The sequence below is a fragment of the Dechloromonas denitrificans genome, from assembly GCF_020510685.1.
GTDB lineage: Bacteria > Pseudomonadota > Gammaproteobacteria > Burkholderiales > Rhodocyclaceae > Azonexus > Azonexus denitrificans_A.
Map to the genome: position 1 here is coordinate 3,257,882 of NZ_CP075185.1, position 21,334 is coordinate 3,279,215.

Annotated in this window: 25 protein-coding genes and 1 tRNA gene; 9 read left to right on the forward strand and 17 right to left on the reverse strand. The window is 60.1% G+C overall.

What is annotated here, in order from left to right; genetic code table 11:
- Positions 1 to 298: 298 nt before the first annotated feature.
- Positions 299 to 955, forward strand: a complete 657-nt coding sequence (locus KI611_RS15665; RefSeq protein WP_226416579.1) for a hypothetical protein — start codon at positions 299 to 301, stop codon at positions 953 to 955.
- A gap of 101 nt (positions 956 to 1,056) precedes the next feature.
- Here KI611_RS15665 and KI611_RS15670 read toward each other — a convergent pair whose 3' ends face one another.
- The 4 genes from KI611_RS15670 to tsaE form a co-directional block, all read right to left on the reverse strand.
- Positions 1,057 to 1,368: a DUF5710 domain-containing protein gene (locus KI611_RS15670; protein ID WP_226416580.1), complete on the reverse strand. Its 312-nt coding sequence runs from the start codon at positions 1,366 to 1,368 to the stop codon at positions 1,057 to 1,059.
- An 84-nt stretch (positions 1,369 to 1,452) separates the two neighbouring features.
- Positions 1,453 to 1,537: transfer RNA gene (locus tag KI611_RS15675), tRNA-Leu, on the reverse strand.
- Between the two features lie 123 nt (positions 1,538 to 1,660).
- Entirely contained in the window at positions 1,661 to 2,983 is a 1,323-nt protein-coding gene (locus tag KI611_RS15680; protein ID WP_226416581.1) for an N-acetylmuramoyl-L-alanine amidase, read from the reverse strand.
- On the reverse strand, positions 2,917 to 3,432 hold the full coding sequence (tsaE, locus tag KI611_RS15685; protein WP_226416582.1) for a tRNA (adenosine(37)-N6)-threonylcarbamoyltransferase complex ATPase subunit type 1 TsaE: 516 nt from the start codon (positions 3,430 to 3,432) through the stop codon (positions 2,917 to 2,919). The genes KI611_RS15680 and tsaE overlap by 67 nt, the downstream gene beginning before the upstream one ends.
- On the opposite strand from tsaE, the gene queG reads away from it, so the two are divergent.
- A complete protein-coding gene (queG, locus tag KI611_RS15690; protein WP_226416583.1) occupies positions 3,427 to 4,476 on the forward strand; it encodes a tRNA epoxyqueuosine(34) reductase QueG in 1,050 nt (349 codons plus the stop codon). The two genes, tsaE and queG, sit on opposite strands and share 6 nt — an antisense overlap.
- 134 nt (positions 4,477 to 4,610) lie before the next feature.
- Here queG and KI611_RS15695 read toward each other — a convergent pair whose 3' ends face one another.
- The 4 genes from KI611_RS15695 to KI611_RS15710 all read right to left on the reverse strand — a co-directional run bounded on the left by KI611_RS15695 (position 4,611) and on the right by KI611_RS15710 (position 7,890).
- Complete coding sequence (locus KI611_RS15695) at positions 4,611 to 5,471, reverse strand: sulfurtransferase (RefSeq protein ID WP_226416584.1); 861 nt, start codon at positions 5,469 to 5,471, stop codon at positions 4,611 to 4,613.
- A complete protein-coding gene (locus KI611_RS15700) occupies positions 5,450 to 5,800 on the reverse strand; it encodes an STAS/SEC14 domain-containing protein (RefSeq protein WP_226416585.1) in 351 nt (116 codons plus the stop codon). Before KI611_RS15700 ends, KI611_RS15695 begins: the two co-directional genes overlap by 22 nt.
- A gap of 40 nt (positions 5,801 to 5,840) precedes the next feature.
- The gene (locus tag KI611_RS15705; RefSeq protein WP_226416586.1) at positions 5,841 to 6,692 is read right to left on the reverse strand and encodes a DMT family transporter; all 852 of its coding nucleotides are present in this window, start codon (positions 6,690 to 6,692) and stop codon (positions 5,841 to 5,843) included.
- A gap of 64 nt (positions 6,693 to 6,756) precedes the next feature.
- Positions 6,757 to 7,890 carry an aromatic ring-hydroxylating oxygenase subunit alpha gene (locus tag KI611_RS15710; protein ID WP_226416587.1) on the reverse strand — a complete coding sequence of 378 codons (1,134 nt, stop codon included), beginning with the start codon at positions 7,888 to 7,890 and terminating at the stop codon, positions 6,757 to 6,759.
- A 104-nt stretch (positions 7,891 to 7,994) separates the two neighbouring features.
- Here KI611_RS15710 and xseB point away from each other — a divergent pair, with 104 nt between their 5' ends.
- From xseB to folE2, 4 genes are read left to right on the forward strand one after another with little or no spacing between them, the layout of a single operon-like run.
- Positions 7,995 to 8,261 (forward strand): exodeoxyribonuclease VII small subunit, encoded by a 267-nt coding sequence (xseB, locus tag KI611_RS15715; protein WP_226416588.1) that lies wholly within the window; start codon positions 7,995 to 7,997, stop codon positions 8,259 to 8,261.
- Between the two features lie 5 nt (positions 8,262 to 8,266).
- Positions 8,267 to 9,151, forward strand: coding sequence for a polyprenyl synthetase family protein (locus KI611_RS15720; protein WP_226419932.1), 885 nt, complete (start codon positions 8,267 to 8,269; stop codon positions 9,149 to 9,151).
- Between the two features lies 1 nt (position 9,152).
- Entirely contained in the window at positions 9,153 to 11,006 is a 1,854-nt protein-coding gene (gene dxs, locus KI611_RS15725; RefSeq protein WP_226416589.1) for a 1-deoxy-D-xylulose-5-phosphate synthase, read from the forward strand.
- 13 nt (positions 11,007 to 11,019) lie between these two features.
- Positions 11,020 to 11,829 carry a GTP cyclohydrolase FolE2 gene (gene folE2 / locus KI611_RS15730; protein WP_226416590.1) on the forward strand — a complete coding sequence of 270 codons (810 nt, stop codon included), beginning with the start codon at positions 11,020 to 11,022 and terminating at the stop codon, positions 11,827 to 11,829.
- 66 nt (positions 11,830 to 11,895) lie between these two features.
- Here folE2 and rplS read toward each other — a convergent pair whose 3' ends face one another.
- From rplS to rpsP, 4 genes are read right to left on the reverse strand one after another with little or no spacing between them, the layout of a single operon-like run.
- Positions 11,896 to 12,270, reverse strand: coding sequence for a 50S ribosomal protein L19 (gene rplS / locus KI611_RS15735; RefSeq protein WP_226416591.1), 375 nt, complete (start codon positions 12,268 to 12,270; stop codon positions 11,896 to 11,898).
- A gap of 25 nt (positions 12,271 to 12,295) precedes the next feature.
- Positions 12,296 to 13,060: a tRNA (guanosine(37)-N1)-methyltransferase TrmD gene (trmD, locus tag KI611_RS15740; RefSeq protein WP_226416592.1), complete on the reverse strand. Its 765-nt coding sequence runs from the start codon at positions 13,058 to 13,060 to the stop codon at positions 12,296 to 12,298.
- The gene (rimM, locus tag KI611_RS15745) at positions 13,057 to 13,569 is read right to left on the reverse strand and encodes a ribosome maturation factor RimM (RefSeq protein ID WP_226416593.1); all 513 of its coding nucleotides are present in this window, start codon (positions 13,567 to 13,569) and stop codon (positions 13,057 to 13,059) included. The genes trmD and rimM overlap by 4 nt, the downstream gene beginning before the upstream one ends.
- A gap of 12 nt (positions 13,570 to 13,581) precedes the next feature.
- Positions 13,582 to 13,836 carry a 30S ribosomal protein S16 gene (rpsP, locus tag KI611_RS15750; RefSeq protein ID WP_226416594.1) on the reverse strand — a complete coding sequence of 85 codons (255 nt, stop codon included), beginning with the start codon at positions 13,834 to 13,836 and terminating at the stop codon, positions 13,582 to 13,584.
- A gap of 172 nt (positions 13,837 to 14,008) precedes the next feature.
- Here rpsP and KI611_RS15755 point away from each other — a divergent pair, with 172 nt between their 5' ends.
- Positions 14,009 to 15,523 carry a hypothetical protein gene (locus KI611_RS15755; protein ID WP_226416595.1) on the forward strand — a complete coding sequence of 505 codons (1,515 nt, stop codon included), beginning with the start codon at positions 14,009 to 14,011 and terminating at the stop codon, positions 15,521 to 15,523.
- On the opposite strand, the gene KI611_RS15760 is transcribed toward KI611_RS15755, so the two are convergent.
- On the reverse strand, positions 15,495 to 16,328 hold the full coding sequence (locus tag KI611_RS15760; RefSeq protein ID WP_319002303.1) for a YihY family inner membrane protein: 834 nt from the start codon (positions 16,326 to 16,328) through the stop codon (positions 15,495 to 15,497). The genes KI611_RS15755 and KI611_RS15760 overlap by 29 nt on opposite strands.
- A gap of 21 nt (positions 16,329 to 16,349) precedes the next feature.
- On the opposite strand from KI611_RS15760, the gene wrbA reads away from it, so the two are divergent.
- Complete coding sequence (wrbA, locus tag KI611_RS15765) at positions 16,350 to 16,946, forward strand: NAD(P)H:quinone oxidoreductase (protein WP_226416597.1); 597 nt, start codon at positions 16,350 to 16,352, stop codon at positions 16,944 to 16,946.
- Positions 16,943 to 17,311, forward strand: coding sequence for a DUF2069 domain-containing protein (locus KI611_RS15770; RefSeq protein WP_226416598.1), 369 nt, complete (start codon positions 16,943 to 16,945; stop codon positions 17,309 to 17,311). The genes wrbA and KI611_RS15770 overlap by 4 nt, the downstream gene beginning before the upstream one ends.
- A 26-nt stretch (positions 17,312 to 17,337) precedes the next feature.
- Here KI611_RS15770 and KI611_RS15775 read toward each other — a convergent pair whose 3' ends face one another.
- From KI611_RS15775 to ilvN, 4 genes are all read right to left on the reverse strand, one after another.
- Entirely contained in the window at positions 17,338 to 18,879 is a 1,542-nt protein-coding gene (locus KI611_RS15775; RefSeq protein WP_226416599.1) for a 2-isopropylmalate synthase, read from the reverse strand.
- 15 nt (positions 18,880 to 18,894) lie between these two features.
- On the reverse strand, positions 18,895 to 19,647 hold the full coding sequence (pssA, locus tag KI611_RS15780) for a CDP-diacylglycerol--serine O-phosphatidyltransferase (protein WP_226416600.1): 753 nt from the start codon (positions 19,645 to 19,647) through the stop codon (positions 18,895 to 18,897).
- A 143-nt stretch (positions 19,648 to 19,790) separates the two neighbouring features.
- A complete protein-coding gene (gene ilvC / locus KI611_RS15785; protein ID WP_226416601.1) occupies positions 19,791 to 20,807 on the reverse strand; it encodes a ketol-acid reductoisomerase in 1,017 nt (338 codons plus the stop codon).
- A 21-nt stretch (positions 20,808 to 20,828) separates the two neighbouring features.
- Positions 20,829 to 21,320 carry an acetolactate synthase small subunit gene (gene ilvN, locus KI611_RS15790; RefSeq protein ID WP_226416602.1) on the reverse strand — a complete coding sequence of 164 codons (492 nt, stop codon included), beginning with the start codon at positions 21,318 to 21,320 and terminating at the stop codon, positions 20,829 to 20,831.
- Between the last annotated feature and the right edge of the window lie 14 nt (positions 21,321 to 21,334).

Here is a 21,334-nt window from a genome sequence, read left to right on the forward strand (position 1 = left end):
CGGCTCCGGGCCGACATTGCTTCGCTATAATCGTTTTCCCCTTGACTCCCCCTCGACTCCGCTCCCGATGCTTGCACTGCTCAGCCACGCCTTGAAAATATCCGCACATCGAGACGTCAAGGCAATCAACTCGACAAGATATTGTTGCACCGCAGCAATATCGGGCGTACAGTGGATCTGTCTCCTCCAATCCTTCTGGAATGGAATTAAGCCCGCCGCCGTGCGGGCTCTTTTTTGCCCGAGGCCAGGCACGCGAACAAGGCCGCTGTCCGCGCATCCTGATTGATCCTACCTCCCGATGCGCGCCCTTGCCCTGCTCCTTCTCGTCTTCCCATGCTTTCCGGCCTGGGCGGATGAATGCGACCAGCTACCGCTACCGGCGGTAACGGTCAAACGGCTGGAGGAGCCATTCACTCTCAGCACCAAGTACAGCTACAAGGCGCTGACAAATCTGGCGACAACCTTGACGCGGCAGGGCAATCAGGTTCTCGGACTGACCCGCGGCAACGCGATTGTCAGGTTTGCGATCGATACCCCGTCCCACATCGACCGAACCGGGCGATGGGAGTGCGCCAGCCCGCAACTCACCATGACCTTCGGTTTCATGCCAATGACCGTTCATGTCGCCAAGGAGTTTCCCGCCGGCAGCTGCGCCTACCGGGAAATTTACGACCACGAAATGCGCCACGTGCAAACCAATCAGGCGCATATCGCCGCGATCGAGAAAGAACTGACCGAGGCCTTGTCCCGCCGGTTCGCCACGGGCGCCCCCTGGCGCGGCCCGGCGGGCCAGACCAGGGACTATCTGCAGCGGGAACTGGATGAGCGCTGGATGCCCTATATCAAGCGGGCAATCGGCCGTGTCGAACTGGCCCAGGCGCTAATCGACACGCCCGAGGAATACGCCCGGGTTGCGGCAAGCTGCGACGGCGAGATCAGCAAGCGAACGCGCTGAGTCTGCCTACGCCTCGGAAAGCGGTTTGCCAGCTGAACAGATCGTTAATCGTCCGACCTGATGCGGCAATACTGCGCAACAACCCGGTCTAGACGCGCAGGCTAATTGGACAGGGCCGTGGCTTGGCATTTGTCGCAGACATCCCACGGCAAGCACTGGCAGATGCGCGTTGGCACGACGTAATCGCTGCCGACGATGACTTTGCCGGCCGCCTGAAGTTTGTTGCCGGGGATGCTCTTCGGCGGTTGTTCGCCGGCCCCCGAATGGACGTGCGGGCTTGGTGCCCAGCGCGAGAACGGTGCCATATCGGTTTTGTTCTCGACGTACCAAACTTTCCGAGCCGCATCCCATCTGGCCCCCAGTTTCTTTGCCTGGTCTTTATCGGCAAAGGGAACCTGCAAGTTCGTTCTCATTTCACTCCCCGATCAGGAATTCAGCGCGGATGGCAACGGCCAAAAACAAAAAAGGCCTCGAATAATCAAGGCCTTTTCGTATTTTGGTGCCCAGGAAGGGACTCGAACCCCCACGGAGTTACCCGCTAGTACCTGAAACTAGTGCGTCTACCAATTCCGCCACCTGGGCACAGGTGCTAAGGGCGCGCATTATAGAGAATCTCTGGGCTTTGTGCTGAATATTTTTTGAATACCGCCGCATCGCCATTTTTCCGCTGCCGAATATGCCCGGCAACCAGCAGACAACTGGCGATCAGCCGAGCTGAGCCAGCTTGGCTTTCGGCCCCGGCGGATGACGAAGGAAATATTGACGAATACCCCGTACGATCGCGTCGGCGAGTTTTTCCTGATAGGCATCGTCGTTCAGGCGACGCTCCTCTTCCGGATTCGAAATAAAAGCGGTTTCGATCAGCGCCGAAGGAATATCCGGCGCCTTCAATACGGCAAAACCGGCCTGCTCAACATAGTTTTTATGCAGTGTATTGATCGCGCCCAGCTCGCCGAGCAGGTATTTGCCCAATTTCAGACTGTCGTTGATGGTTGCCGTTTGCGAGAGGTCGAGCAGTGTCCGCGCCAGGAACAGATCCTTGCTGCCGAGATTCACCCCGCCAACCAGGTCGGCCTGATTTTCGCGCTGCGCCAGAAGCCGGGCCTGCGTACTCGAAGCGCCGCGCTCGGAGAGAACAAAGACCGATGAACCACGGGCATCCGGCTTGATCCAGGCATCGGCATGGATCGACAGGAAAAGATCGGACTGGACGCGCCGCGCTTTCTGGACCCGCATTTGCAGCGGCACGAAGAAATCCGAATCGCGGGTCATCACCGCCCGCATGTTCGGCTCCGCATCAATGCGGGCCTTCAGGCGCTTGGCGACTTCCAGCGTGACATTCTTTTCCTGGGAGCCGCCCTGGCCAATTGCCCCGGGATCTTCGCCGCCATGGCCGGGATCGAGGGTAATGGTAACCAGTCGGTCGACAATGGGCTTGCCGGATTTCTTGCTGGTATGCACCTCGGGCGCTTCGGGTGTTTTTCCCGGCTTGGTTTCGACCACCTGCAAATCGGGATCGGCCTGCAGCGGCTCGACCGCATCCTTGCGACCTTCGAGCAAAGCCATCAACGGGTCGGGCGGATTGATCGGATAAACGTCGAGAACCAGACGATGGCCGTATTCGCCGGCCGGCGGCAACATGAAAACCTGCGGATTGACCTTGGTCTTCAGCTCCATGACCAGACGCACGACGCCCGGCTTGAAACGGCCGGCCCGCAGCAGCTTGATGTAAGGATCGTCAGTCGCCACCTTGCGGGCGAGGCTGTCGAGCACACTGTTGAATTCAACGCCCTCGATATCGACAACCAGCCGATCGGGATTCTCAACGATGAAATGGGTGTATTTGAGCGGAGCGTCATGCTCCAGCGTAACGCGCGTGTAATCAGCAGCGGGCCAGACGCGCACGGCGAGCACCGCCGGCAATTTGGCGGCAGCGCCGGCCAGCGGCGAAACAGAGAGGATCAGCGAGGCGCCGGCGTAGCGGAGAAGCTGCCGTCGTCCGAGGCTGAGACCAGCCCTTTTATGCATTGCGTCCCTTCCGGTGTATCTGCCACGGCCTCGAGGACACGCCCGAGACCTGCATGATGAAGGCGCAGCCGCAGGTCTGGCGGCGGAACGCAGCCATGAGCACGTTCCGGCCACTCGACCAAGCAGACCGCAGTCTTGCTGAAGTATTCGTCAAAGCCCGCATCGAGAAACTCCTCTGGCGACTCGAAACGATAAAAATCAAAGTGATATAAGTATAAGCTCGAAACTACGTAAACTTCAACCAGCGAATAGGTTGGGCTTTTGACCGGTCCGCTATGGCCGAGGGCACGTATCAAGGCGCGCACCAGGGTCGTTTTGCCGGCCCCCAGATCCCCCTCGAGAAAAATCACCAGTCCGGGCTGCAGCAAAGGCGCCAGCGCTTCACCCAGATGCTGGGTGGCAGCCTCGTCTGGCAACTGGAAAACGGCGGTAACATCGGGGCTATGCACGATCAGGACTCCACTGTGAATTACGCAGCACTTAAGGAAAATATCCGCGAGGCTGGAAAGAAACTTGGCTTTGCTGCCGTTGGCGTGGCCCGCGCCGATCCCGGCCTGGCCGCCGAACACCTGCGGCAATGGCTGGCCGAGGGCTGCCACGGCGAGATGGATTATATGGCTCGGCATGCCGAATTGCGCGCGGCGCCCGGCCTGTTGCACCCGGGAACGCTGACCGTGATATCGGCGGCGGTGGACTATCTACCGCATGGCAAAACCGTCGATCAGCCGGAACAGGCAGCGATTTCGCGCTACGCCCAAGGGCGGGATTACCACAAGGTCGTGCGCAATCGCCTGCAAAAGCTGGCGGATGCCATCGCCGCAATCATCGGCCCTTTCGGGTACCGTGTCTTCTCCGATTCGGCGCCGGTCATGGAAGTTGAATTCGCCAGCCAGGCCGGGCTTGGCTGGCGCGGCAAGCACACCCTGTTGCTATCGAAGGAAGGCTCCTGGCGCTTTCTCGGCGAAATCTATACCGACCTACCACTGCCGCCCGACACCCCGGTCAAGGAGCACTGTGGCAGCTGCACGGCCTGCCTGGGCGCCTGCCCAACCGGCGCCATCGTCGCTCCCTACAAGGTCGATGCCCGACGCTGCATCTCCTACCTGACCATCGAACTGGCCGGGGCCATTCCCGAGGAATTCCGGCCACTAATCGGCAACCGCATTTACGGTTGCGACGATTGCCAGTTGTGCTGCCCGTGGAACCGTTTCGCGCAAATCGGCGCCGCAGAATTCGCCCCACGTCATGGCCTGGATACCGCCTGCTTGAGCGAATTATTCGCCTGGAGTGAAGCCGAATTCAATGACCGTCTGGCCGGCAACCCAATCCGCCGTATCGGCCATGAGCGCTGGCTGAGAAATATTGCCGTGGCGCTGGGCAATGGACCCGCTACGCTCGCTGCCAAAAATGCGCTGAACGCGAGAAGCGACCACCCCTCGCTGCTGGTCCGCGAACATGTCGCCTGGGCGCTGGCCCGTCTGAGCGCTGACTAACTGGCGTCGGCCGCCGGTCATTATTTCTTCCAATTCCAATCATCAAGGCCGGCCCGGTCGCCCGAAAAGCAGGTCAATCGCCGCCCAGCATTGCTACAGCCGGGGTTCAACCAAGAACCTCGGCCCCCCTCTGTTCAGCCGGTTGCCACCGGCCGCGATGAATCGGCGCACCATTCGCTCCACGAACCGGCATAGAGCCGGGAGCCGGGCAGCCCGGCAATTTCCATGGCCAGCAGATTGTGGCAGGCGGAAACCCCCGAGCCGCACTGATGGACAACCTGCTTCGCTGGCGAACCGGCGAGCACCGCCAGCCATTCGGCCCGTAACTGGGCGGCCGGCTTATAGCGCCCGTCGGCCTGCAGGTTGTCGCGAAAGAACCGGTTAACCGCCCCCGGAATATGGCCGCCGACCCGGTCGATGGTCTCGTTCTCGCCGCGGAAACGATCCGGACTACGGGCATCGACCAGATGCATCCGCGAGGTCGCCAGAAAAGCCTGCACGTAACCGGCATCGACCATCCAGTCGCGTACTTCGGGCACGAAGGAAGCCGGGCGCAGCGTCGGCGTTTGGCGATCAAGCGTCCCGCCGGCCGCCAGCCAGGCTTGCAGCCCGCCGTCAAGCAGCGCCACCCGGTCATGGCCGAGCCAGCGCAACAGCCACCACAAACGGCCGGCAATCATGCCCTGGGCGTCGTCATACACCACCACCTGCGTCGCCCCGCCGATGCCGATCTCGCCCAGACGGGCCGCCAGATCGACCGGCGACGGCAGCGGATGACGACCGTTGCTGCCGGTCATCGGCCCCGAAAGGTCGCGGTCGCAGTGCAGGAAGACGGCACCGGAAATATGCCCATCGGCGTAGGCCCGTTCACCATAGCCGGTATCGGCCAATTGATGACGCACGTCGACGACCAACCAATCCGGATCACCGAGGTGAGCCTGCAGCGTCGCCGGATCGACCAGCGTTGGATAACTTACACTTCCGGCGCTAGCCATAGCTTGGCCTCCTCGACATTGGCAAACACTTCGACATCGGCATTGACAAAGGTCTGCGACAGCCAGGCACTCCAGGTCACCCACTGGCTGTCGGTAACCACGGCGATACGCTTGAAATCGTTGGCGTGGGCACGGGAGAACTTGATCTCTTCCCAAGCGACGTCGATGGTCAAGTCGGCCATCTGGCTGAGGTCGAAAAGCAGGTCAACCGGTCCCTCGAACTTGACCTTGAAATTGACGACTTCTTCAAATTCCTTGTAGTCAGCCAGCGTGAATTCACCGAAGACGGAGATGCTGACGCGACTGGGTTGGTGGTCGATAACAATCATATTTTTGACTCCTTTGTTAATTATATCATTTTAATGACGTTCAATCCTGCTCGACCGGGCTACCGCGCGAAAAATGCGTTGCCGCGATTCCGGACAGGATGATCAGCCCAATTGCCAGCCAGGCCGACGCATCGAGCACTTCGCCCCAGAATAACGCACCGAACAGGCTGGAAAAAATTACCGTACTGTAGGCCAACGCTGCCGACATCAGGGTTTTACCACGCGTATAGGCGCGGGTCATGGCCAGTTGGGCAACCGTGGCAAAACCCGCGACGCCGAGCAATAACAACCCGCTGCGCAGGTCGATGGCATGCAGTTCGGTGAACAGTAGCCAGACGCCGGCGCAAACGGAAGAAACCAGTGAAAAATAAAACACCGTGCGCATTTCCGATTCGCCCCGCGCCCCGAGCTCACGCACGCTGAAATAGGCCATTCCGGCCATCACGCCGGAGCCGAGACCGATCAGCCCGCCGAGCAGTTGCTCGACATGCAGGCTGGGCTTGAGCAGCAGGGCAACGCCCAGCAGACCGACGAGCAAGGCGCCGAACATGCTAAAGCGCAGCCGGGTCCCAGCCAGTGCCAGGTAAATGGCGAGAAAAATTGCCGACGTGTAATTGAGGGTCACCGCCGTCGCCAGCGGCAACAAGGTGATGGCGTAGAAGTAGGTGACGAGCGCCACGAAGCCGACCGCGCCGCGGCTGATCTGCCAGCGCCAGTGCGCCGTCTTCAGCGACACGCCATGCCAACGCACCAGACCGAACATCAGGATCAGCGAGATGAAACTGCGATAGAAGGTGATTTCAACTGCCGAATGCGTCGCCGCTGCATATTTGACGCAGACGCCCATGCAGGCGAACAGGAAACTGGCGGCGATCATCCACAAGGATTGCATGGCGGCTCAAATAGAAAAAGGCGCCGGATTCTAACCCGACGCCCTGTTGTGAAGCTGCACGCCCTTAGCGTACCTCGATGTGCTGTTGCATGATCCGACGATAGAACTCGTGGAAGTGCTGCATGCCGTCTTCCATCGGACTCTGGTACGGCCCGACCTCGTTGCGCCCTTCCTTCATCAGCGCATAACGACCGCGATCCATGCGTTCGCCGATGTCGTCGTCCTCGATGGCGGTTTCCATGTAAGCGGCGCGCTCGGCTTCAATGAAGTCGCGCTCGAAATCGACGATTTCTTCCGGGTAGTAGAACTCGACGACATTCAGCGTCTTGTTCACCCCCTGCGGAATCACCGTCGACACGACCAGCACGTGCGGGTACCACTCGACCATGATGTTCGGGAAGTAGGTCAGCCAGATGGCGCCATGCTCGGGCATCTTGCCTTCGGCCCCATAGATGTCGCGAACCGCTTTCTGCCAGCGCTCATAGACCTTGGAGCCGGATTTTTGCAACGAAGTGATGCCGACCCGCTGTACCGAATACCAGTCGCCGAATTGCCAGGTCAGATCGTCACAGGTGACGAAATTGCCAAGACCGGGATGGTAAGGCGCGACGTGGTAGTCCTCCAGATAGACCTCGATGAAAGTCTTCCAGTTGTAGTTGCACTCGTGCATCTCGACGTGGTCGAGCTTGTAGCCGGTGAAATCGAGCTGGCTGCCGACAGTCATGCCGGCCAGGTCGGCATTGGCCGAACGCGGTCCCTTGAAGAGCAGGCCGTTCCAGTTTTCCAGCTTCGCCTTGTTGAGATTCAGACAGGGGTTCTGCGGAAAGTGCGGCGCACCGATCAGTTGGCCACCGGTATCGTAAGTCCACCGGTGAATCGGACAGACGATATTGCCGGCCACCTTGCCCGATCCCTGCAACATGATCGCCTGGCGATGCCGACAGACATTGGACATCTGCCAGACACCGGCGTGCTCGCCTGCACTGCCGCCATTGAGCAGCATCTGGCCATGATCCTTCCACTCCAGCGAACGGTAATCGCCCGCTTCTGGCACCATCAACTGATGACCGACATAACCCGGACCGGCATCGAAGATGAGCTTTTTCTCCAGCTCAAAAATCTTTTCGTCGAAATACCAGTCCACCGGCAGTTGGGAAACTGCCGGGGCCAAACGGGACAAGGTCGCCACGTCGGACATTCCGTGCCTCCAGCGGGTTAAAAGAGCGGATTTTACCCTCCCCGCGATTTGACCTGAAGCCCCTTGATGGAGTATTTTCGCGTGTTTCCCAGAATCCCGACAACATGGATCACCCCCCCATCGCCGACATGAAATTCGAGACGGCCCTTGGCGAACTGGAAAGCATCGTCCAGAGCATGGAAGGCGGCAAGCTCGAACTCGAAGATTCCATTGCTGCCTATCGCCGCGGCATGGAACTGATGCAGCACTGTCAGGCGCAACTGACCGATGCCGAAGAGCAGATCCGCGTTCTCGAAAACGGGCAGTTCAAGGACATTGACCGTGCCCTGCAAGAAGTCCCCTCAGGGGGCAATACCCAGGAGGCACCGTGAGCGCAATGCCATTCGCCGACTGGATGGCGGCCACGCAAGCCCGCGTTGAAACCGCTCTGGCCGGTCACCTGCCGGGCGCCGAGTGCATCCCCGCCCGCCTCCACGATGCGATGCGTTATGCCGCACTCGGTGGCGGCAAACGCGTCCGCCCGCTGCTTGCCTTCGCGGCAGGCGAACTGACCGGTGCCGCGCCGGAAAAACTTGATCTCGTCGCCTGTGCCGTCGAACTGATCCATGCCTATTCGCTGGTCCATGACGACCTGCCGTGCATGGACGATGACGTGTTGCGCCGCGGCCGGCCGACCTGCCATATTGAATACGACGAACCGACCGCCCTGCTGGTCGGTGACAGCCTGCAAACGCTGGCTTTCGAACTGCTCGCCAGCCAGCCGATTGGCGAACCGGCCGGCCAGCTCGAAATGATCGCCCTGCTCGCCCACGCCAGCGGCTCGCGCGGCATGGCCGGCGGCCAGGCCATCGACCTTGCCTCGGTCGGCACGGCGCTTGACCAGCCGGAACTCGAACTGATGCACGCGCTGAAAACCGGCGCCCTGATCCGTGCCGCCGTCCTGCTCGGCGCGCTCGCCGGCCAGCCGCTCTCGGCTGCGGAGCGGCTGAATCTCGACCGCTTCGCCAAACGGGCCGGCCTGCTCTTCCAGGTCGTCGACGACATTCTCGACTGCACGGCGAGTACCGCCACGCTCGGCAAGACGGCCGGCAAGGACGAAGCCGCCGCCAAGCCGACCTATGTCAGCCTGCTCGGCCTCGAAAATGCTCGCGCCTACGCCGACGAATTGCGCTCCGACGCACTCGCCGCCTTGTCGATTTTCGGCGAACGCGCCTCCCGCCTGACCGAACTGGCCGACTTCATCTGCCACCGGCAATTCTGAAATGAGCCCCGCCTTGCTTGAAACCATCAACAGCCCGGCCGATTTGCGCCGCCTGGATCGCAAGCAATTGCCGCAACTAGCGACCGAACTGCGCGCCTTCCTGATCGAATCGGTTGCGCAGACCGGCGGCCACCTGTCGTCGAATCTCGGCACCGTTGAACTGACGGTTGCCCTGCACGCCGTTTTCAACACGCCGGACGACCGGCTGGTCTGGGATGTCGGCCATCAGTGCTACGCCCACAAGATACTGACCGGCCGCCGCGCCGGCATGAGTACGCTACGCATGCACGGCGGCGTCTCCGGCTTCCCCAAGCGCGCGGAGAGCCCTTACGACACCTTCGGCGTCGGCCACTCCTCGACCTCGATCTCGGCCGCCCTCGGCATGGCCCTGGCCGCCAAGCACAAGGGCGAAGACCGCAAGGCCATAGCCATCATCGGCGACGGCGCGATGTCGGCCGGCATGGCCTTCGAAGCCCTGAACAACGCCGGCGTCGCCGATGCCGACATGCTGGTCATCCTCAACGACAACGAGATGTCGATCTCGCCGCCGGTCGGCGCACTGAACAACATCCTGACCCGTCTAATGTCCGGCAAGACCTACAACGCCGCCCGATCGGCCGGTCGCCACATGCTCGGCTTTGCCCCTCCCCTGCTCGAACTGGCGCGGCGCGCCGAGGAGCACGTCAAAGGCATGATCGCTCCAGGCACGCTGTTTGAAGAATTCGGTTTCCATTACTACGGCCCGATCGACGGCCACGACCTCGACGCCCTGATCCCGACACTGGAAAACCTGCGCAACCTGAAGGGCCCGAAGTTCCTCCACGTCATCACCAAGAAGGGCCAGGGCTACAAGCTGGCCGAAGCCGACCCGATTCTTTACCACGGCGTCGCCAAATTCGCCCCTGACGAAGGCATCAAGGCCAGCAAAGGCCCCGGCAAACTGACCTACACCCAGGTTTTCGGCGACTGGCTGTGCGACATGGCCAAGGCCGACAGCCGCCTGGTCGGCATCACCCCGGCCATGCGGGAAGGCTCCGGCATGGTGCGTTTTGCCAACGAATACCCGAAACGCTACTTCGATGTCGGCATCGCCGAACAGCATGCCGTCACCTTCGCCGCCGGACTCGCCTGCGAAGGCCTGAAGCCGGTCGTCGCGATCTACTCGACCTTCCTGCAGCGCGCCTACGACCAGTTGATCCACGACGTTGCCCTGCAGAATCTGCCGGTCATTTTCGCGGTCGATCGTGGCGGCCTGGTCGGGGCCGATGGTCCGACCCATCACGGTACCTTCGACCTATCCTTCGTCACCTGCATTCCGAACATGGTAGTCATGGCCCCGGCCGACGAGGCCGAATGCCGCCAGATGCTATCGACGGCCTACGGTCACAATGGTCCAAGCCTGGTGCGCTATCCGCGGGGCGGTGGCAGCGGAAAAATTCCGGCGATGGATCTGACGCCACTGCCCGTTGGCAAGGGAGAAATCCGCCGTAACGGCCGGGACATCGCCCTGCTCGCCTTCGGCAGCCTGGTGTCGGCGGCACTGGCGGCCGGCGAGGAGCTGGACGCGACGGTGGTCAACATGCGCTTCGTCAAACCGATCGATGCCGAGCTGATTGTTGAACTCGCCGGGAACCATTCGCTGCTCGTCAGCATCGAAGAAAATGCAGTGATCGGCGGCGCCGGCTCGGAAATCGAGCGCGTGCTTGCCGGGCACGGCCTCACCGTACCGTTGATCCGCCTCGGCCTGCCCGACCGTTTCATCGACCACGGCGAACAAGGCCAGCTTCTCGCAGAAGTCGGCCTCGACAAGGACGGCATCGTGGGTGCCATACGCGCCCGAACCAACAGACAATAAACGAAAAACAGACATGAACAGCCCTACTCCAATCCCCGACGTTCAAAACTCCGTCGATACACGCCAGCTGGCCATCAACAAGGTCGGCATCAAGGCGATTCGCCACCCGATCAAGGTTCAGGACAAATCGACCGGCGTGCAGCACACCATCGCCGTTTTCAACATGTATGTCGGCCTGCCGCACAACTTCAAGGGCACGCACATGTCGCGCTTCGTGGAAATACTGAACAGCCACGAGCGTGAGATTTCCGTCGAGAACTTCCCGGTCATGCTGCGCGACATGGTGCTCAAGCTCGAAGCGGAAACCGGTCACATCGAGATGAACTTCCCGTATTTCATCAACAAGACCGCCCCGGTCTCCGGCGTACAGAGCCTGATGGATTACGACGTGACCTTCATCGGCGACATCTGCCACGGCGAAATCGCCACCTCGGTCAAGGTCGTCGTACCGGTGACTAGCCTCTGCCCCTGCTCAAAGAAGATTTCCGAATACGGCGCCCACAACCAGCGCTCGCATGTCACCGTGACGGCACGGACCAATGATTTCGTCTGGATCGAGGAAATCGTCCAGCTGGTCGAACAGGAAGCCTCCTGCGAACTATTCGGTCTGCTCAAGCGCCCCGATGAGAAATACGTTACCGAGCGCGCCTACGACAACCCGAAATTCGTCGAAGACATGGTCCGCGACGTTGCCGCCCGCCTCAACGCCGAAGGCCGCATTGACGCATACGTTGTGGAGTCGGAGAACTTCGAGTCTATCCACAACCATTCGGCTTATGCCCTGATCGAGCGCGACAAGAAGAATCCCGCCGCACACCCGTAATGCCAGGCAAAAGCCGGCAATAAAAAAGGGCGCCGAGGCGCCCTTTCTTCAATCCCAAGAAATCGCTTAAACAGCAGCGACCGTCTTGCGAACCAGCTTTTCCTTGATCCGTGCGGACTTGCCCGAACGTTCGCGCAGGTAGTACAGCTTGGCGCGACGAACATCGCCACGACGCTTCACTTCGACGGAAGCAACCAGCGGGGAATAGGTCTGGAAAGTACGCTCGACACCTTCGCCGGAAGAAATCTTGCGGACGGTGAAAGCAGAGTTCAGACCGCGGTTACGCTTGGCGATGACGACGCCTTCGTAAGCCTGCAGACGCTCGCGATTGCCTTCCTTGACCTTGACCTGAACGACGATGGTGTCGCCCGGTGCGAAGTCGGGAAGGGTCTTGCCCAGACGGGCAATTTCTTCTTGTTCCAGTTGTTCAATCAGATTCATGTGAGATCCTTAAATTTATAAAAACTTACTCACCGCATTGCTCCTCTCCGACGATTTCCGTGAGGAGTTGCGTTTCTTCCGCGTTCAACACGCGGTGCGCCAGTAAATCCGGCCGGCGCTTCCGGGTCCGAGCCAGCGCCTGTTTCAGCCGCCAGCGTCGAATTCTTTTGTGGTCGCCGGACATCAACGCCGCCGGCACCGCCACGCCCTCGTAAATCTCGGGCCGCGTATAGTGCGGGCAATCCAGCAGACCACCGACAAACGAATCTTCCACCGCCGAAGCGGCATCGCCCAATACGCCCGGCAACTGGCGGACGACGGCATCAATCAGGGCCATCGCCGGCAACTCGCCGCCAGACAGGACAAAATCTCCGATCGATATCTCTTCATCGACACAGCGCTCGATCAAACGCTCGTCAATTCCTTCATAACGACCGCAAAGCAGAATCAAACCCTCCTCGCCGGTCGCCAACTGCATCACCCGCTGATGGGTGAGCGGCGCGCCCTGCGGCGAAAGGTAGATGACCCGGCTCTTCGCCAAGCCTACCTCGCGCTGCTCCGCCTTGGCTGCAGCTATCGCCCGCTCCAGCGGCCCTGGCTGCATCAGCATGCCCGGCCCGCCGCCAAAGGGACGATCATCCACCCGCCGCCAGGCATTCTCGGCGAAATCGCGTGGATTCCAGCCTTGCCAGACCCAGCGCTGTTCTTCTAGCGCCCGGCGGGTAATACCGCTCTCTGTTACAGCAACGAACATCTCCGGGAAGATGGTAATGCAGTCAAACCGGATCACCAGTCGCTGCCCCACTCCACCCGAATAAGCCCTGCCTTCTTGTCTACCGTCAGCACCACCGCCGAAACAAAAGGCAACAGGCGTTCGGTTTCATCATCCGCCACAACGCGCAAAACGGAGTTCGCACCGGTTTCGACCAGGCTGGCCACCTTGCCCAGTCGCTCGTCGGCGGTGTTGATGACATCCAGGCCGATCAGATCGCCCCAGTAATACTCATCGTCCTTTGTGGACGGCAACGAATTGCGCGGCGCACCAACGAGTATCCCTTTCATGGCTTCCGCAGCCGTCCGATCGGGCACCCCGTCCAGCAATACAACCACGCCACCGCTATGCGCTTTCAAGGCTTTCAGCCCGCACTCGCGCCACGGCTCGCCTTCCCTGCAAATCCACCAGACGGGCATCTCGGCCCAGGCCAGCGGATCGTCGCCAAAGGTTTGCAGCCTGAGCCAGCCCTGAATCCCGTAAGGATCGAGCAGTCGACCCAGAACAACGATATCGTTACTGGCCAAAGCCGGAACTACTTAAGCGACCTGCTGGGCAGCGTGTTGCTTGACCAGGCGAGCGACGGTCGGGGACAGCTGGGCGCCATTCTGCTGCCAGTAGGTCAGACGATCCACGGAAATACGCAGGCTTTCAGCGTTACCGGAAGCAACCGGATTGTAGAAGCCGATACGCTCAACGAAACGACCATCACGACGATTACGGGAATCGGCAACAACCATGTTGTAGAAAGGGCGCTTCTTGGCGCCGCCACGGGCAAGACGGATAACAACCATCGTTATACTTTCGTTAGCTGGAAAAAAGACCCGGAATTATAGCGCTTTACCAAGGAAAAACAAGACCACTATCGGGAAGATGCCGAATCCATGTCGGCCAAAAAAACCCGCATATTTGCCGAATGCGCCGCGCTGTGGCGAATATGTAAATTTTTGTTATCCTGACCGGGAAATGAGTCCCCCGCCGAGCCGCCCCCCATTACCCGCTACCGAACCCAACATCAAGAGCATTCTTGAATGGCTGGCTTTGGCGCATGGGCGTGTCGGCGCCGAAGATGCCGAGCAGCTCTACCGTCAGTTGCTGCTGTTGCGACAAGCAGCGATTCCGAGCCCCCAACGCATCAAGCTTCTCGATTTGCTGTACGGTCACGCCGAGCGGATCGTCAATGCCGAGTTGCCCAAACTCCACCAGGTATCGCTACCGGTGTCCCGCAAACTTCGCCAGCGCGTCAAGTTGATGCTCGAACTGCTGGCCATCCTGACTCAGGATTATTTCAACACGCTCGCCGTCCTCTTCGACCCGGAAGGTTCGCAGACACTTCGCACGCCGCACATTTCGCTGCTCCGCGCCATGCATGCCATCGCCTGGCAGATCAGGATTTACCACCTGATTGCCGCACCGACCGGCATCGGCCTCTGGCAGCAATTGCACGCTGCCCTCCGCAACGCCCGTCGCCTCGGTCTCGACAACTTCCCGGGAGCGCACGGAGAAGCCAGTATCCAGCGCTCCTACACCAACATACTGCTGGCGGCGATTGCCCAGCCGGCGTCCTTTTCATCGGCCGAACTCGAGTTCATCAGCGACTATATCGACCTTAGCCCGCTCTCCCTGGAATTGCTTGACGCCCCGCCACCAGGCAGCACCGGGATATTCTGGATCGACCTCGACAAGGACTTCCCGGCGCACGCCCTGATTCGTCGAATGCCCGGCGCCGATAGCCAGATCCTCTACTTTTCGCCTGACGCGATGGCCGAGAAGGCGATCCTCCACCATTCCGAACTCGCCAGAGGCATCCCGGCCTCGGCACTGGGCTTGCCGCCTTTTGCCGACACCCATGCCGGCCAAGGCGTTTTGCAGCGCCTTGCGACCCTTTGGGGACAACCAGCCAAGCGCAAATTCCCCCGGCGACGGCAGTCCTATCGCGCCAGCCTCTGCCTTGGATTCGACAAGCTCTGGCAGCTGATCAAAACCCCCGAGGCAGATGTCGATATCAGCGAATGGATGGTAACCAACGAAAGCCCCGATGGTTATGCGCTGATGCATATGTCCGGCACCACGGAAGACCTGCGGATCGGCGACATTGTCGCGCTCCAGCCCCTCGGCGAGCGGGCCGAGGCGCCGTCGGAGTGGCACATCTGCATCATCCGCTGGGCCATCTCGGAAAACCCGGAACACGTCGAACTTGGCCTGCAATTGCTGGCCACCAACGCGATCGCCGCCGAAATTACCCAGCCCTCCGACTTTACCGCAGGCAGTGTCGCCGCCCTGATCCTTCCGCAAATACCGCCGCTCCGCCTGGCCGAATCGCTCGTCGTCCCGATCGGTATCCTGAAGGAAAACACCGGCCGCATTGTCGTGCTGGTGGAAAAGGACAATTTGGAAATCCGCGAGGTCCACGCCACAAGCCTGGACGAGCAAACAAGCCTCATTGAGGTATTCAGCGTGCAGCCTGACGACTCAGCTTAGCAACCATCAACCCGCCAAACAGGACAATCGCCCAAGACAGGTGCAGCCAGATCAGAAACACCGGGAATGCGGCAAACGCGCCATAGATGCTTTTGAGCATCGCCGAACTGACCAGATAAAGCTCGAATATTTTCTGCATGGCTGAAAACGCCAGGGCTGCAAAAATACCACCGAGTACCGCCGCACGGCGCGACACCATGGCATTCGGCACGGAATAATAAAGAAACGAAAAAAACAGGCCTAACAGAATCAGCGAGACGGCTTTCAGCAACAAGCGCCTAAGCCAGACCGATTCGTCAAACAAGCCCAGCGAAGCACTGACGGCAAACGACATGGCGGCAGCCACCGCCCCGAGAACAAAAGGCCACACCGCCATGGCAAAAGCGTAGAGACGAAGACGGGCCAGCAGCGGCCGCGGTTTCACCCGCCACAGGTGGTTGAAGGCACGCTCGATGGTGTTCATCAACAGGAATGCCGTCACGCTCAGGACACCAACCCCGGCCAAGGTCAATTGCTGCGCCTTGTGGGAAAACCGCCCGATGCTCCCGGCGATCGCCCCGGCCGCCCCGGCCGGCAAGAGAGCCTCGCGGACCAGCAGGTCAAGACGGACGATCAGAAGATTCAGATAGGGCACCGCATCGGCCACCGAAAGCACCACCGTGACCAGCGGAACGAGGGCCATCAGCGTCGTGAACGCCAGCGCCGAACTGGTCTGCATCATGTTCTCGCTGCGAAAACGCCGGAAGACACCGTCTTCTCGAACGTCTCTGCTGGCGTTGCGGCGGTGTCGGGAGTGCATTCGCATGGGGCCGTATAATAGCCGACCATGTCAGACATCCTCATCCTCTATTACAGCCATCGCGGCTCGGTGCGTTCGATTGCCGAACGCATTGCCCGCGGCATCGAATCGGTGCCCGGCATGCAGGCCCGCTTGCGTACCGTACCCAAGGTTTCCACCGTCTGCGAAGCCAGTGAGGCCCCGGTACCCGACAGCGGCGCCCCCTATGTCGAAGCCGCCGATCTTGAAGAATGTGCCGGCCTGGCGCTGGGCAGCCCGGTTCGCTTTGGCAACATGGCGGCACCGATGAAATATTTCTGGGACGGCACCATCGCCGCATGGCAGAACGGCACACTGGCCGGCAAACCAGCCTGCGTCTTTACCTCCAGTTCGAGCCAGCACGGCGGCAATGAATCGACCCTGCTCTCGATGATGCTGCCACTACTACATCACGGCATGCTGGTTACCGGCCTGCCCTTCACCGAACCGGATCTCGGCGGAACAACAACGGGCGGCACCCCCTACGGTCCGAGCCACGTCTCCGGCGCCGATGGCAACCCGCTACTTTCCGACGCCGAAAGCCGGCTCGCCTTTAGCCAGGGCAAACGCCTGGCCATTCTTGTCCAAAAACTGAGTCGACCGTGACTGCTACCCGCTATCAACTTATCACCAGCAGCAGCCTGATCGCGCTGATTTTCCTTTGCCTGGCCTGGGAAGGCTGGCTGGCACCGTTGCGCCCCGGTGGCTCATGGCTGATTCTGAAAGCCGCCTTTTTGCTGCTGCCACTCTTCGGTGTCCTGCGCGGCAAGCGTTACACCTACAAATGGTTGTCGCTGTTCATCCAGTTTTACCTGCTCGAAGGCCTGACCCGCGCCACCAGTGATGCCGGTCTGTCGCAACTACTGGCCATTGGCGAAACGGCTTTGGCCGGGGTCGTCTTCTTCTCGGCAATCCTCTACATCCGGGCAACCCGCCTCGCCCCTGAAAAAAAGGCCGCCCAGCAGAACTGAAGCGGCCTTTCGCTGAGCGCGGACGATCAGATATCGCCCTGCGCCCGCACCTTGTCCAGCGTTGAATGCAGCTTGTTCAGCGCATTGAGATAGGAGCGCGCCGAGGCAATCACGATGTCCGTATCGGCGCCGTTACCATTGACGATACGGCCACCCTTACTCAGACGCGTCGTCACCTCACCCTGGGCATCGGTGCCGGTGGTAATGGCATTGACCGAGTAGAGCAACAGCTCCGCCCCGCTCCCGGCAATCCGCTCGATCGCCTTGAAGGTCGCGTCGACCGGGCCGCCGCCATCGGCCTCGCCCTGCTGCTCGACGCCGCCGACATTGATGGTCACCTTGGCATGCGGCATCTCGCCGGTTTCCGAACAAACATGCGAATAGACCAGCTTGTAATGCTCATGCTCGGGCGTGACCAATTCGTCGGAGACCAGCGCCTGCAGGTCCTCATCGAAAATCTCATGCTTGCGATCCGCTAGCTCCTTGAAACGGGTGAAAGCCGAGTTCAGGGCCTCATCGCTTTCCAGTTCGATACCGAGTTCCTGCAAGCGCGACTTGAAAGCGTTGCGGCCGGAATGTTTGCCAAGCACCAACTTGTTCTGCGACCAACCCACATCCTGCGCCCGCATGATCTCGTAAGTTTCGCGATGCTTCAGCACGCCATCCTGGTGGATACCGGATTCATGGGCGAAGGCATTGGCGCCGACCACGGCCTTGTTGGGCTGGACCGGATAGCCGGTAATCTGCGACACCAGCTTGGAGGCCGGCACGATCTGCGTGGTATCGATCCGGGTTTCCACCGGGAACACATCGCTCCGCGTCCGCACCGCCATCACCACTTCTTCCAGCGAAGCATTGCCCGCCCGCTCGCCCAGGCCGTTGATCGTGCATTCAACCTGCCGCGCGCCAGCCAGCACAGCGGCCAGCGAATTGGCGACGGCCAGGCCAAGATCGTTGTGACAATGCACCGACCAGATCACCTTGTCGGAATTCGGCACCCGTTCGATCAATTGCCGGATGGTTTCGGCGTATTGCGATGGAATGTTGTAGCCGACCGTATCCGGCACGTTGATCGTCGTTGCGCCCGCCTTGATCACTTCGTCGCAAATGCGGACGAGGAAATCGATTTCCGAACGCCCGGCATCTTCTGCCGAAAACTCGACATCATCGGTATATTCACGCGCCCAGCCGATCGACTTGACGGCCTGCTCGACCACTTGATCGGGCGACATGCGCAGCTTCTTCTCCATGTGAATCGGCGAAGTGGCGATGAAGGTATGGATGCGCCCCGATTTGGCCGGCTTGATCGCATCGCCCGAACGCCGGATGTCGTTTTCGTTGGCCCGAGCCAACGAGCAGATGGTCGAATCCTTGATGATCTGGGCGATCGAATGGATCGAATCGAAATCGCCGGGCGAAGCCGCCGCAAAACCCGCTTCGATGACATCGACCCGCATCTTTTCGAGCTGCCGGGCAACGCGAAGCTTTTCTTCCTTGGTCATCGATGCGCCCGGGCTTTGCTCGCCGTCGCGCAGGGTGGTGTCAAAAATAACCAAATGTTGTTTCATGCTCTACTCCCGGAATTACAGGGCCTTGCGTTTGAACAGACCGACGGCAGCCAGCACGTAGCCAGACAGGCCGTAAAGGACAAAGAACCCGAACAGGGCGATTTCCGGACTATAGGCCACCAGCGCAAAACCCAGGGCGATGGCGGCAATCACGAAGAAGGGCACGCTTTTCTTCAGATTGACGTCCTTGAAACTGTAATAGCGAATATTGGACACCATGGTGACGCCGGCCAGAATGGTCAGCACACAGGCCAACACCCGGACATCGCTGCCGGCCACACCGGAAACGATCATCACCCAGACCAGCCCGGCAACCAGGGCCGCGGCAGCTGGCGAAGGCAAGCCCTGGAAGTAACGCTTGTCCATCACTTCCAGCGTCGTATTGAAACGCGCCAAGCGCAAGGCTGCGCCGGCACAGTAGATAAAGGCAGCAATCCAGCCGAGTCGCCCCATGTCCTGCAGCGCCCACTCGTACATCACCAGCGCTGGAGCGGCGCCGAAGCTCACCATGTCCGACAACGAATCGTATTCGGCACCAAAGGCCGACTGGGTATGCGTCAGACGGGCCACCCTGCCGTCCAGTCCATCGAGCACCATGGCGATAAAGATCGCCATCGCCGCCCGCTCGAAATCGCCTTGCATCGCCTGGACGATGGCGAAAAATCCGGCAAACAGTGCCGCCGTGGTAAACAGGTTGGGCAGCACGTAAATACCGCGCCGCTTGAGTTCGGGATTGAACAGGGTCTTACGGGGCTTTAGTTCGGTCATTGCAATCGGGATTCCGGCAAGAAGACGAAGGGTACATCCGACGTCATCAACAATCCTCAAATGAAAAGGGCGGTGCAGCTAGCCACACCGCCCAAAGCCAAGGTAGCGCAAGCGATTCGCGCTACCATGCCGGCATAGAACAATCAGTTTTTGGTCTGATCAACCAGCTTGTTCTTCTTGATCCACGGCATCATGTCGCGCAGCTGACCGCCAACCGTCTCGATCGGATGCACGGCGTTCAGACGACGGCGAGCCGTCATCGACGGATAGTTGGTCTTGCCTTCCTGAATGAACATCTTGGCGTATTCGCCGGTCTGGATGCGCTTCAGGGCGTTGCGCATGGCTTCGCGGGACTTGTCGTTGATGACTTCGCTGCCGGTCACGTACTCGCCGTATTCGGCGTTGTTCGAGATCGAGTAGTTCATGTTGGCGATGCCGCCTTCGTACATCAGGTCGACGATCAGCTTCAGCTCGTGCAGGCACTCGAAATAGGCCATTTCCGGAGCGTAGCCGGCTTCGGTCAGCGTCTCGAAGCCCATCTTGACCAGCTCGACGGCGCCGCCGCAGAGCACGGCCTGTTCGCCGAACAGATCGGTTTCGGTTTCTTCGCGGAAATTGGTTTCAATGACGCCACCCTTGGTGCCGCCGTTGGCCGCAGCGTAGGACAGGGCAATGTCCTTGGCCTTCTTGGTGACGTCCTGGTAGACGGCGATCAGGGACGGCACGCCGCCCCCCTTCAGGTACTCGGAACGCACGGTGTGACCGGGGCCCTTCGGGGCAACCATGATGACATCGACGTCAGCACGCGGCACGACCTGGTTGTAATGGACGTTGAAGCCGTGAGCGAAGGCCAGGGCAGCGCCCTTCTTCAGGTTCGGGGCGACTTCTTCGTTGTACACCTGCGGAATGTTCTCGTCCGGCAACAGCATCATGACGACATCGGCGCCCTTGACGGCCTTGGCGATCTCTTCAACTTTCAGACCGGCCGCTTCGGCCTTCTTCCAGGAAGCGCCATCCTTGCGCAGGCCAACGGTAACCTTGACTCCGGAGTCCTTGAGGTTCTGGGCGTGGGCATGGCCCTGCGAGCCGTAACCAACGATAGTGACCTTCTTGCCCTTGATGAGGGAGAGATCGGCGTCCTTGTCGTAATAAACTTTCATGAAATCCTCTTTTACAGATAGTTAGATTTTGAGAATACGATCGCCGCGACCGATGCCACAGACACCGGTACGGACGGTTTCGAGAATCAGGCCGGCATCGATTGCCGCAATGAAGGAGTCAAGCTTGGCACTCGACCCGGTCAACTCGATAACATAGGTCGATTCCGTAACGTCGATGATCCGGCCACGGAAAATATCGGCCATCCGCTTCATCTCTTCGCGATCCTTGCCGGTGGCGCGAACCTTGATCAGCATCAGTTCGCGTTCGACATGGGCTGCCTCGGAGAGATCGACAACCTTGACCACATCAACCAGCTTGTTGAGCTGTTTGGTGATCTGCTCGAGTACCTCGTCGGAACCCCGGGTCAGGATGGTCATCCGCGACAGCGAGGGATCTTCCGTCGGTGCCACGGTCAGCGATTCGATATTGTAGCCGCGTGCGGAGAACAGTCCGGCCACGCGGGAAAGAGCACCTGATTCGTTTTCGATCAGGATGGAAATGATGTGTCGCATATTCTTTTCCTCCC